Source organism: Kineococcus auxinigenes, assembly GCF_050871525.1.
Lineage (GTDB): Bacteria > Actinomycetota > Actinomycetes > Actinomycetales > Kineococcaceae > Kineococcus.
In genome coordinates this window covers 1-11,549 of record NZ_JBKBCT010000036.1, presented here as the reverse complement: position 1 = coordinate 11,549, position 11,549 = coordinate 1, and the positions used below count along the sequence as shown (strand labels likewise).

10 protein-coding genes are annotated in these 11,549 nt (G+C 75.4%); 7 read left to right on the top strand and 3 right to left on the bottom strand.

Going from position 1 to position 11,549, the window contains the following annotated elements; genetic code table 11:
• The first annotated feature begins 54 nt into the window (after positions 1 to 54).
• Entirely contained in the window at positions 55 to 372 is a 318-nt protein-coding gene (locus ACRYR9_RS11360) for a GNAT family N-acetyltransferase (protein WP_432497411.1), read from the top strand.
• A gap of 106 nt (positions 373 to 478) precedes the next feature.
• A complete protein-coding gene (locus ACRYR9_RS11355) occupies positions 479 to 1,498 on the top strand; it encodes a LacI family DNA-binding transcriptional regulator (protein ID WP_432497436.1) in 1,020 nt (339 codons plus the stop codon).
• A 28-nt stretch (positions 1,499 to 1,526) separates the two neighbouring features.
• Here ACRYR9_RS11355 and ACRYR9_RS11350 read toward each other — a convergent pair whose 3' ends face one another.
• A complete protein-coding gene (locus ACRYR9_RS11350) occupies positions 1,527 to 3,596 on the bottom strand; it encodes a protein kinase domain-containing protein (RefSeq protein ID WP_432497413.1) in 2,070 nt (689 codons plus the stop codon).
• Between the two features lie 196 nt (positions 3,597 to 3,792).
• Between ACRYR9_RS11350 and ACRYR9_RS11345 the strand changes: the two genes are divergently transcribed.
• Together ACRYR9_RS11345 and otsB are read left to right on the top strand one after the other, a co-directional pair.
• Positions 3,793 to 5,250 carry an alpha,alpha-trehalose-phosphate synthase (UDP-forming) gene (locus tag ACRYR9_RS11345; protein ID WP_432497416.1) on the top strand — a complete coding sequence of 486 codons (1,458 nt, stop codon included), beginning with the start codon at positions 3,793 to 3,795 and terminating at the stop codon, positions 5,248 to 5,250.
• Positions 5,247 to 6,032, top strand: a complete 786-nt coding sequence (gene otsB / locus ACRYR9_RS11340; RefSeq protein ID WP_432497418.1) for a trehalose-phosphatase — start codon at positions 5,247 to 5,249, stop codon at positions 6,030 to 6,032. The genes ACRYR9_RS11345 and otsB overlap by 4 nt, the downstream gene beginning before the upstream one ends.
• Before the next feature lie 14 nt (positions 6,033 to 6,046).
• On the opposite strand, the gene ACRYR9_RS11335 is transcribed toward otsB, so the two are convergent.
• Both ACRYR9_RS11335 and ACRYR9_RS11330 read right to left on the bottom strand, forming a co-directional pair.
• The gene (locus tag ACRYR9_RS11335) at positions 6,047 to 7,234 is read right to left on the bottom strand and encodes a cation:proton antiporter (protein WP_432497421.1); all 1,188 of its coding nucleotides are present in this window, start codon (positions 7,232 to 7,234) and stop codon (positions 6,047 to 6,049) included.
• Between the two features lie 51 nt (positions 7,235 to 7,285).
• Complete coding sequence (locus ACRYR9_RS11330; protein ID WP_432497423.1) at positions 7,286 to 7,768, bottom strand: cation:proton antiporter regulatory subunit; 483 nt, start codon at positions 7,766 to 7,768, stop codon at positions 7,286 to 7,288.
• A 386-nt stretch (positions 7,769 to 8,154) separates the two neighbouring features.
• Here ACRYR9_RS11330 and ACRYR9_RS11325 point away from each other — a divergent pair, with 386 nt between their 5' ends.
• From ACRYR9_RS11325 to ACRYR9_RS11315, 3 genes are all read left to right on the top strand, one after another.
• Complete coding sequence (locus tag ACRYR9_RS11325; protein ID WP_432497426.1) at positions 8,155 to 9,231, top strand: ABC transporter ATP-binding protein; 1,077 nt, start codon at positions 8,155 to 8,157, stop codon at positions 9,229 to 9,231.
• A 105-nt stretch (positions 9,232 to 9,336) separates the two neighbouring features.
• A complete protein-coding gene (locus ACRYR9_RS11320) occupies positions 9,337 to 10,599 on the top strand; it encodes a DUF4032 domain-containing protein (protein WP_432497428.1) in 1,263 nt (420 codons plus the stop codon).
• A 22-nt stretch (positions 10,600 to 10,621) separates the two neighbouring features.
• Positions 10,622 to 11,506 (top strand): NAD-dependent epimerase/dehydratase family protein, encoded by an 885-nt coding sequence (locus tag ACRYR9_RS11315; protein WP_432497431.1) that lies wholly within the window; start codon positions 10,622 to 10,624, stop codon positions 11,504 to 11,506.
• The last annotated feature ends 43 nt before the right edge of the window (positions 11,507 to 11,549 follow it).

Sequence of the window (11,549 nt, the reverse complement as noted above, 5' to 3'; positions counted from 1 at the left end):
ACGACGCTACCCGCGCCGGGGAAGCCCGTCAGCCCCCGGGGCGTTCCCCCGCCCGTGAGCACTCCCGCGAAGGACCCCGCCGCCCGCCTCGTCGTCACCCACGACGAGCCGGCCCACCGCTACGAGGGCCGCCTGGACGGCGAACTGGTGGCGCTGGCCGACTACGTGCCGCAGGACACCGACCGGGGCACGGTGCTGGCGTTCGTGCACACCGAGGTGGTGCCCGAGCACCAGGACGAGGGGCTGGCCGGCGCCCTCGTCGACGCCGCGCTGCGGGACGTGCGCGAGCGCGGGCTGCGGGTGGTCCCGGCGTGTTCCTTCGTGCGCCTGCACGTCCGGCGACACCCGGAGCGGTACGCGGACCTCCTCTGACGGTCCCGGGCACGGCAGGATGGGTGCCGTGTCGCAGGAGCAGCAGGCCACGCCGAGCACCGACCGGGTCGTCAGGCGCCGCGCGCGCCGCGCTCCCGCCTCCGGCGTGGTGACGCTGCACGACGTCGCCCGCGAAGCCGGGGTTTCGCTGGCCACGGCCTCGCGCGTGCTCAACGGCAGCACTCGGGTGGTCGGCGAGGCGCTGCGCGAGAAGGTCCTCTCCGCGGCGGCGCAGCTGGACTACTCCCCCAACGCGCAGGCGCAGGCGATGGCGCGGGGCCGCTCGAACATCGTGGGCCTGGTGGTGCACGACATCGCCGACCCGTACTTCTCGACGATCGCGGCCGGGGTGATGGAGCGCGCCGCCCCCTCCGACGTCATCGTGACGCTCGCGGTGACGGGCGCCTCGGCGGCCACCGAGGTCGCCCACGTCACGGCGCTGCGGCGCCAGCGGGTGCGCGCGGTGCTGCTCGCGGGCAGCCGGTGGCAGGACGACGCCTCCACGCTGGCGCTTCGCGAGGAGCTCAACGCGTTCCGCGCCGGCGGTGGCCGGGTCGCGGCCGTCACCCAGGACGTGCTGGGCGTGGACACCGTGCTCATCGACAACCGCGAGGACGCGCGCCGGCTGGCCGAGGAACTGGTGGGCCTGGGCTACCGGGAGTTCGTGGTGCTCGCGGGCCCGCGCCAGGTGTCCACCGCGGTGGAGCGCAGCGCCGGTTTCCGCGACGCGCTGGCCGCGCACGGCCTGCCGCCCGTGCTGGACCTGGAGTGCGCCTTCACCCGCGACGGGGCGTACGGGGCGATGAGCGAGGTGCTGGCCGGCGGGCTGGCGCGCACGGGCGGGCGGCCGCCGTGCGTGCTGGCCGCCAACGACGTCATGGCGGTCGGGGCGATGGCGGCGGTGCGCGACGCCGGGCTGGACGTCCCCGGGGACGTGGCGGTGGCCGGCTTCGACGACATCCCCACCCTGCGCGACGTCAGCCCGGCGCTGACGACGGTGCAGCTGCCGCTGGCGGAGATCGGCGGGCGAGCCTTCGACCTGGTGGAGGAACCCGCCGCGCAGCGGCGCGTGGAGCACGTGCGGGGCCGGGTGCTGCTGCGCGAGAGCACCCCGCCGCTGGGCTGAGAGCGCGGGCCGCGCCCCCGCGGGCCGGCTACTGGAGCCAGTCGAACGGCGACTGCGACAGCGGGCGCCAGTCCGGGGACCCGCCCTGCAGCACCATGACGGTGGCGGCCAGGGCGACGAGCAGCAGCACGCCGATCGCGACGCCCGTCTCGCGCTCGCCGCGCAGGCACGAGCGCACCGCGGTGCGCGCCCCCCGCTGCAGCGAACGGCTGCCCGGCCCGAACCACGCCACGAGGGTGCCCGCCAGCCCGCCGAGGGCGAGCAGCCGCGGGGACCCCGGTTCGGCGCCCACCGGCCAGCCGGCCACGGCGCCGCCGATGAAGACCACGCTGAGTCCGACCAGCAGCGGCACCACCGAGGCGAAGGCGGTCGAGACGGCCGCCCGCAGCAGGTGCCACGGGGCGCCGGCCGTCACCGCGAGCGCGTCCGTGGAGCGGGGCCCGGCCTCCCAGCGGCGGCGGAACAGCGCCGAGGAGGCGCGGTCCACCGTGCGCGCCAGCACCCCGCCGGCGAACGCGACGACCACGCCCGCGGTGGGGGCGACGGCGAAGACGCCGACCAGGGCCACCAGGCCCGCGAAGAGGGTCCAGGTGCGCTGCGGGCGCGCCGGCTGCCCGTTCGTGCCCGTCCGGGCGCCGGCACCCCGCGGCGGCTCCTGACCGGCGGGCCGGCCCTGCGGCGAGGGGGCGGGGACCGGCGACGGCCCGCCCGGGCCGGTCGGCGGCTGGGCGGGCCCCGGACCGGGCACCCCCGGGATCCAGCCCCGCGGCGCCTGCCGGACCCCGGGACGCACCGGCGGCTGCGGCACCGGGGTGGTGGGCGGCGCCACCGGCGGCAGCACGCGCGTGGAGTCCGCCGGCAGGTCCGGGTACCGCGGGGGGTGCTGCGGCGGGAACGGCGAGGACGGCTGCGGGACGACCGGTGGCGCGGGCGGCGCCGCGGCGGGCAGCACGGTCGTCTCCGGTGCGGTGGGGTCCGGCCCGATGAGCGCGTCGAAGCGCGAGACCGGCCGCGACGCCGGACCCGCCGGCGCGGGCACCGCGCTCGTCCGGGCCGCTCCCGGCGGGTCCGGCGGGCCGGCGGCGCCCGGCTGCGGTCCCGTGGTGGCGCCGTCCAGGGCGCGCAGCAGCTGCTCCGGGTCGGGGCGGTGCGCGGGGTTCACCGCGAGCGCGGCCAGCAGCGGCCCGCGCAGGTCCGCGGGCACCCCGGTCAGGTCCACGTCGGCGCGGCGCACCCGGTCCAGGACGACCTCCATGGGCCCGGAACCGAACGGCGGGCGGCCGCTGGCGGCGTAGGCGACGGTGGCGGCCCAGCCCCACCAGTCGGTCGCGGTCGACACCCGCCCGCCGGCCACGACCTCCGGCGACAGGTACCCGGGAGTGCCCATGACCAGGCCCGTGGAGGTCAGCCGCACGTCGTCGGCGACGTGCGCGATGCCGAAGTCGATGACGACGGGGGCGCCGTCCAGCACCAGCACGTTGCTGGGCTTGAGGTCGCGGTGCACGACCCCGGCGGCGTGGATGGCCCGCAGCGCCTCGGCCAGGCCGTGGCCCAGGTCGCGCAGGCGCCCGCCGCGCAGCGGCCCGCGCGAGGCGACCACGGCCTCCAGGGAGGGGCCGGGCACGTAGCGCGTCACCAGGTGCGGCCAGGGGGAGTCCACGTCGGCGCTGATGACCTCGGCGACGCGGGGCGAGCGCACCCGCTCCAGCGTCTGGACCTCGCGGGCCAGGCGGGCCCGGGCGTCGGGGTCGGCGGCGATGTGCGGCTTGAGGACCTTCAGCGCGACGGCGCGGTGCTCGGCGTCCAGCGCCAGCCACACCACGCCCATGCCGCCCTCCCCGACCACCCGGTCCAGGCGGTACCCGCCGAGCCGGTCGCCCGGGGCGGGGGTGTGCGGGGCGGGGGCGGCGGGCCGCCAGCCGGTGACCGGTGTGCGCGGGTCGGCCGACGGGGCGGCGCCCGCGGCACGGGGACCGCGGCCCTCCCACCCGGCGCCGTCCCCGGCGTGCTCCCGGGTGCCGTCGGGGCGGTGGTCCTCGGGCATGCCCCCGGGGCGCACCGGCGCCGCGTCCGGGGAGCGCGGGAAGGGGGTGACCACGTCCCCACGGTACGGCAGGCGCCGCTGCCGGCCGAGGCCCTGCGACACCCCGGTCGGGCCCCGTCACCACCCCCGGCACGGCTCGTGGAGGCCGCGCGAACGCCCCGTGCGGGGCTCGTGGACGGATCGTGGACGGGTCCGTCCGTGACCTTGCGGGTAGGGTCGGCCGCAGCGACCCCCGAGGAGGATCATCCCCATGCCCGGTGACTACGACCTGGTGGTGGTGGCCAACCGGCTCCCCGTGGACCGCGTCGAGGAACCCGACGGCTCGACGTCCTGGCGGCGCAGCCCCGGCGGTCTGGTCACGGCCCTCGAACCCGTCATGAAGCGCGAGGACGGCGCCTGGGTCGGCTGGGCCGGCAGCGCCGGTGACGCCCCCGAGCCCTTCGACGCGGAGGGCGTGCGGTGCGTGCCGATCCCCCTGTCCGAGGAGGAGGTCGAGGAGTACTACGAGGGCTTCTCCAACGGCACCCTGTGGCCGCTGTACCACGACGTCATCGTCGCCCCCGGCTACCACCGCAGCTGGTGGGAGGCCTACGTGCGCGTCAACGAGCGGTTCGCGGAGGCCGCCGCCGAGCAGGCCGCGCAGGGCGCCACGGTGTGGGTGCAGGACTACCAGCTGCAGCTGGTGCCGCGCATGCTGCGCCGGCGCCGGCCCGACCTGCAGATCGGGTTCTTCAACCACATCCCCTTCCCCCCGTTCGAGATCTTCGCCCAGCTGCCCTGGCGCAAGGCGATCATCGACGGTCTCCTCGGCGCGGACCTGGTGGGTTTCCAGCGCGCCGCGGACGCCAACAACTTCGCCCGCGCCTGCCGCCGGGCCAGCAACCTGCCGGCGCGCGCCGGCCGCATCCGGCTGGACGCCGAGGGCGGCCGCGAGGTGCGGGCGGCCTCGTTCCCCATCTCGATCGACTTCCACGCCCTGGACGAGCTGGCCCAGCGCGAGGACGTCAAGGCGCGCGCCGCGGAGATCCGCCGCGACCTGGGCGATCCGGAGCACGTGCTGCTGGGCATCGACCGCCTGGACTACACCAAGGGGATCCTGCACCGGTTGAAGGCCTTCGAGGAGCTGCTGGACGACGGGCGCGTCGACGTCGCCGAGGCCTCGCTGGTCCAGGTCGCGACCCCCAGCCGCGAGCGCGTGGAGCAGTACGTGCAGCTGCGCCAGGACGTGGAGGTGACCGTCGGTCGCATCAACGGCACCCACTCGACCATCGCGAACACCGCCGTGCACTACCTGCACCACTCCTACGGGCGCGAGGAGATGGCGGCGCTGTACCTGGCCGCCGACGTCATGCTCGTCACCGCCCTGCGCGACGGCATGAACCTCGTGGCCAAGGAGTACGTGGCCTCGCGCCACGACGAGCGCGGCGTGCTGGTGCTCAGCGAGTTCACCGGCGCCGCCGACGAGCTGGGCGGGCAGGCCCTGATGGTGAACCCGCACGACATCGACGGGCTGAAGGACGCGGTGCTGCGGGCGCTGCGGATGCCCCCGCGCGAGGCGGGCCGGCGGATGCGGGCCCTGCGCCGGCGCGTGGGCGACCACGACGTGCAGCGGTGGGCGGCGTCCTTCCTCGAGGCGCTGGCCCAGCACGCCCCCGACCCGCGCGGGACCGCTGCGGAGGTCGCGGCGAGCGCGGAGGCGTCGGCGTGAGCGACGACGCTCTGGAGGCCGGGCTGGCAGGCGCCCTGGAGGACTTCGCCGCGCGCGGGCGGGTGCTGGTGGCGCTGGACTTCGACGGCGTGCTGTCCCCCATCGTGGACGAGCCGTCGGCGGCCCGGGCGCTGCCGGAGTCCTCGGCGGCGCTGGCCCGCCTGGTGGCCACGACGGACGTGGCGCTGGTGTCCGGCCGGGCGCTGGACGACCTGCGCGCCTGCGCGCAGCCGCCGGACGGCGTGCTGCTGGTCGGCGGGCACGGCACCCAGTCCTCCCTGGACGGCGACGCCGCGCCGCTGCCGCCGGAGCGGGCGGCGCTGCTGGCCCGCCTGGTCGAGGAGCTGGACGCCCTCGCGGCCGGCCGCGAGGGCGTGCACGTGGAGCGCAAGCCGATGTCGGCGGTGCTGCACACCCGCCGCGCCGCGCGCGACGTGGCCGCGGAGGTCACCGAGCGGGCGCTGGCCGGGCCCGGCGCGCTGCCGGGCGTGCACCCCATGCGCGGCAAGGAGGTCGTGGAGCTGGGGGCCGTGGAGCTGGGCAAGGGCGCCGGTCTGCGGCGCCTGCGCGAGCGGTTGTCGGCCGGCGGGGCACCCGTGGAGGCGGTCCTGTTCGCCGGGGACGACGTCACCGACGAGGACGCCTTCGCCGTGCTGTCCCCCGCGTCCGGCGACCTGACGGTGAAGGTCGGTGACGGCGACACCGCGGCGGCTTGGCGGGTGGGCTCGCCGCAGGACGTGGCGGTGCTGCTGGCGCGGCTGGCGGACCTGCGCGCTCGCTGAGCCCGGCGGCGGGCTCAGCGGACGGTCACGGCCGCCGCCCGCTCGCGCTGCCTGCGCACCCACCAGCGCCCGAAGGGGTCCGCGTAGCGCGCCAGGACCGGCCCCAGCACCGCCATGGCGAGCACGTAGGCGGCGGCCAGCGCCGCCAGTTGCGGGTCCAGCCCGGCGGCCGTGGCCAGGCCGGCGATGACGATGGAGAACTCCCCGCGGGGGATCAGGGCGGCGCCCGCGCGGATGCGCCCGGGCACCGCGATGCCGATGCGGCGGGCGGCGACCCAGCCGGTGACGAGCTTGGTGACGACGCCGAGGACGACGAGGGCCAGGGCGGGCAGCAGCACCGGCGGCAGGCTGGTCGGGTCGGTGGTGAGCCCGAAGGAGACGAAGAAGACCGCGGCGAACAGGTCGCGCAGCGGCTCCAGGGAGCGGTGCGCCTCCTCCTCGAGGTCGCTGGACAGGCTGATGCCCAGCAGGAACGCGCCGACGGCGGCGGACACGTGCACCGCCTCGGCGAGGCCGGCGACCAGCAGCGCCAGGCCCAGCACCCGCAGCAGCGTCACCTCGGCGCTGCCGGCGGAGACGAACCGGGACACGTGCGAGCCCCACCGCAGGGCCACGAACAGCGCCACGGCCAGGCACGCCAGGGCGATGAGGACCGAGCCGGTGGCCTGCCAGACCCCCGAGGCGGCGAGCACCGCGGTCAGCACCGGCAGGTAGACGGCCATGCCGAGGTCCTCCAGCACGAGGATGCCCAGCACGCTGGGGGTCTCGCGGTTGCCCAGGCGGCCGGTGTCGGTGAGCACCTTGGCGACGATGCCGGAGGAGCTGACGGCCGTGATGCCGAACAACGCCAGCGCCCCGACGGCCCCGTAGCCCAGCAGCAGGCCGGTCACCGCCCCGGGCAGGCCGTTGAGGACGAGGTCCAGGACGCCCACCGGCGCCTGGCGCTTGAGGTTGCCCAGCAGGTCGTCGGCGGAGTACTCCAGCCCCAGGAGGAGCAGGAGCATGACGACGCCGATCTGCGAGGCCGCTTCCAGGAACTCCTCGGGGGCGTTGAGCGGGACGACCCCGCCCGCCCCGAACGCCAGGCCCGCCAGCAGGTACAGCGGCACGGGCGAGATGCCCAGGCGCCCCGCGAGGCGCCCGACGATGCCGAGACCCACGATGATCGCGCCGAGCTCGATGAGCAGGGCCGCGGCGTGCACTCCCCGACCAGCCGCCTTCCCGTGTCCGAGGGCCCTGCGGCCCGTCCTGCGTCAGCCCTTCGCCAGCACCTCGGCGGTGGCGCGCACGCCCTCCTGGGTGCCGACGACCACGATCTTGTCACCCGCCTGGAAGCGCTGGGACGGCACGGGCGAGGGGATGACCTCGCCGTCGCGCACGAGCGCCACGACGGAGGCGCCGGTGCGGGTGCGGATGGCGGCGTCGGCCAGGGTCCGGCCCTCGTAGGGCGAACCGGGCTCGACGTAGACGCCCTCGGTGGCCAGCCCCTCGATCTGCTCGCGCAGGCGGGCGAGGCGCTCGACGACGCGCGGCTGGCCGAGCAGCTCGGCCAGGACCTCGGCCTCGTCCGCGTCGAGGTCCACCACGGAGTGGCAGGCGTCGGGGTCGTCCTGCGAGTAGACGAGCAGCTCGCGCTCACCGCCGCGCGTGGAGATCACGCCGATGCGGCGGCCGCGCGCGGTGGTGAAGTCGTGCCGCAGCCCCACGCCGGGCAGCTTGGTCTCTTCCAGGTCCACGGTGACGAGTGTCCTCCAGGGCTGGGGGAGCCCGTGACAGGGGCACCGGCTGTCCCCCGGACGCCGCGGCGTCCACGTCCTTGAACACCGTGCGGGCCGCCCGGCATCCCGCCCGGGCGGGCGGCCGGGCCGTTCGGGTGTGTCCCTGCTCACAGTCCTTGCCCCTCGCGGGGACGTGGGGCAGTATCCGGGGCACCGCGACGCCGCGACCACGTGAGCGACGGCGCCGCGGCGGTCGGAGTCGCGGGTGACTCCCCCGGGCCCGTCGGCCCGCAGGGCCCCCCGCCGCACCGGCCACAACTGCACACCGCCCGGGAGCAGCAGCGACCGGGTCCGTTCCACTACGGATCGTCCGGCACGTACCTGCCGGTGGAAGGACTGAGACGATGGCCACGGTCACGTTCGACAAGGCGACCCGCATCTACCCCGGCGGCGACAGGCCCGCTGTGGACGCGCTCGACCTGCACGTCGAGGACGGCGAGTTCCTCGTGCTGGTCGGCCCCTCCGGCTGCGGCAAGTCCACCTCGCTGCGCATGCTCGCCGGCCTGGAGGACGTCAACGGCGGTCGCATCCTCATCGGCGACCGCGACGTCACCACGGTCCCCCCGAAGGACCGCGACATCGCGATGGTGTTCCAGAACTACGCGCTGTACCCCCACATGACGGTCGCCGACAACATGGGCTTCGCCCTGAAGATCGCCGGCACCCCCAAGGACGAGATCAAGCGCCGCGTGCAGGAGGCGGCCAAGATCCTCGACCTCGAGCCGTACCTGACCCGCAAGCCCAAGGCCCTCTCGGGCGGTCAGCGCCAGCGCGTGGCCATGGGCCGCGCCATCGTGCGCCAGCCGCAGGTCTTCCTCATGGACGAGCCGCTGTCGAACCTCGACGCCAAGCTGCGCGTGCAGACCCGCACCCAGATCGCCTCGCTGCAGCGGCGCCTGGCCGTCACCACCGTCTACGTCACCCACGACCAGGTCGAGGCCATGACGATGGGCGACCGCGTGGCGGTCCTCAAGGACGGCATCCTGCAGCAGGTCGACACCCCCCGGCGCATGTACGACCACCCGAACAACGTGTTCGTGGCCGGGTTCATCGGCTCCCCGGCCATGAACCTGCTCACCCTGGACGTCACCGACGGCGGCGTGCGCCTGGGCGACTCCGTGCACCCGGTGGAGCGCACCGCGCTGGCCGGCACCGGCGACAAGCTCACCCTGGGCGTGCGCCCGGAGGACCTGGAGCTCTCCGACCGCGGCCTGCCGGTGCGCGTCGACGTCGTCGAGGAGCTGGGCGCGGACGCGTACATCTACGGCTCCCTCGCCCAGCCGGGCAAGGAGGACCACCAGGTCATCGCCCGCGTCGACGGCCGCCGTCCCCCGGAGAAGGGCTCCACGGTGCACTTCACGCCCAAGTCGGGCCACGTGCACCTGTTCGACCAGCACTCCGGCGAGCGCCTGGGCGCCTGACCCCCAGCGACCACGGACGGGCCGCCACCCCCGCGCGGGGGTGGCGGCCCGTCCCCGCGTGCGGGGACGAGACGTCCCGGCACCGCGTGAGAGAGGATGGCCGGCGTGAGCGCGCCCACCACCACCTCGCTGCAGATCACCGCGGCTCGGCCCTACCCCGACCTGCTGGACCTGCCGTGGGACGTCCCGCTGGAGGAGTGGCCCGACGAGCACCTCGCGGCGCTGCCCCGGGGCATCTCCCGGCACGTCGTGCGGTTCGTGAAGCTGGGCAACCGCGTGCTCGCCGTGAAGGAGACCAACGCGGAGATCGCGCACCGCGAGTACCGGATGCTGCGCATGCTCAACCGGCTCGAGGTGCCCTCGGTCCTGCCCGTCGCCGTCATCACCGGCCGCGTCGGCCACGACGGCGAACCCCTGAACTCGGTGCTCGTCACCCGGCACCTGCAGTACTCCCTGCCCTACCGCGCCCTGTACAGCCAGACGCTGCGGCCGAGCACCGCCAAGCGCGCCGTGGACGCCCTGGCCGTGCTGCTGGTGAAGCTGCACATCACCGGTTTCTACTGGGGCGACGTCTCCCTGTCGAACACGCTGTTCCGCCGCGACGCGGGCGCCTTCGCCGCCTACCTCGTGGACGCCGAGACCGGTGAGCTCTACGACGAGCTGTCCACCGGGCAGCGCGAGTACGACCTCGACGTGGCGCGCACCAACATCGCCGGTGAGCTCATGGACGTCGTCGCCAGCGGAGCCCTGGAGGTGGAGATGGACGAGGTCCTGGCCATCTCCGACCGCATCATCTCCCGCTACCGCGCCCTGTGGTCCGAGCTGACCGAGCCGGAGTCCTTCGAGCGCGGGGAGCGCTGGCGCGTCGAGGCCCGCATCCGGCGCCTGAACGACCTCGGCTTCGACGTCGGTGAGCTCGCCATCACCACCGACATCGACGGCACCACCGTGCGCATCGAGCCGAAGGTCGTCGACGCCGGCCACCACTCCCGGCGCCTGCTGCGCCTGACGGGCCTGGACGCCGAGGAGAACCAGGCGCGCCGCCTGCTCAACGACCTCGACTCCTACATGGCCGCCACCGACCGGCAGAACGAGGACGAGGAGATCGTGGCGCACGACTGGATGGCGGAGGTCTTCGAGCCCGTGCAGCGCGCCGTGCCCCGCGAGATGCGCGGCAAGCTCGAGGGTCCCGAACTGTTCCACGAGGTCCTCGAGCACCGCTGGTACCTGTCCGAGCGAGCCGGCCGCGACGTCGGCCTGGACGAGGCCGTGCACTCCTACGTGGAGAGCGTCCTGCCCGGCAAGCCCGACGAGCGCGCCGTCCTCGGCGTCGACACGCAAGCCCTCCGCGTCATCGCGGAGAGCTGACCCACACCCCTGGAGGACGACGATGCCCACCGATCAGCCCCGCGTCGCACTGACCGGCGCCGCCGGCAAGCTGGGTCAGGTCGTGCTGCGCGACCTGCTGGAGAACGGCTGGTCGGTGCTCGCGCTGGACCAGGTGCGCCCGCCGACGCTGCGCGCCGGTGACGACGCGCAGTTCCTGCGCATCGACCTGACCGACCACGGGCAGGTCGTCGAGGCCCTCGCCGGCCGCACCGACGAGCGCGGCGGCCCCCTCGACGCCGTCGTGCACCTGGCGGCGGTCCCCGCCCCCGGCCTGGTGAGCAACTCCGCGACGTTCCGCAACAACTCCGCCGCGACGTGGAACGTGTTCGACGCCGCCCGCGCCGCCGGGGTCCGCAACGTGGTGTGGGCCTCCAGCGAGACCCTGCTGGGGTTGCCGTTCGACGCCGCCGACCCGCCGTACGCGCCGCTGGACGAGGAGTACCGGGTGCGCCCGGAGTCCACCTACTCCCTCGTCAAGGCGCTGGAGGAGGAGATGGCGCACCACTTCTGCCGCTGGGAGCCGCAGCTGACGATGACGGGCCTGCGGTTCTCCAACGTCATGCACGTGGAGGACTACGCGCAGTTCCCGTCCTTCGACGCCGACCCGCACCTGCGCAAGTGGAACCTGTGGGGTTACATCGACGCCCGCGACGGCGCCCAGGCCGTGCGCCGCTCGCTGCAGCGCACCGGCCCCGGTGTGGAGGTGTTCATCGTCGCCAACGCCGACACCGTGATGAGCCGCTCCTCGGCGGAGCTGATGGCCGAGGTGTACCCGGGCGTGGAGGTGCGCGGGGACCTCGGCGAGCACGAGACGCTGCTGAGCATCGACAAGGCCCGCCGGCTGCTGGGGTTCGAGCCGCAGCACTCCTGGCGCGACCACGTCTGACGCGCACGTCTGACGCGCAGGTCTGACGCGCCGCGCGGCGCTC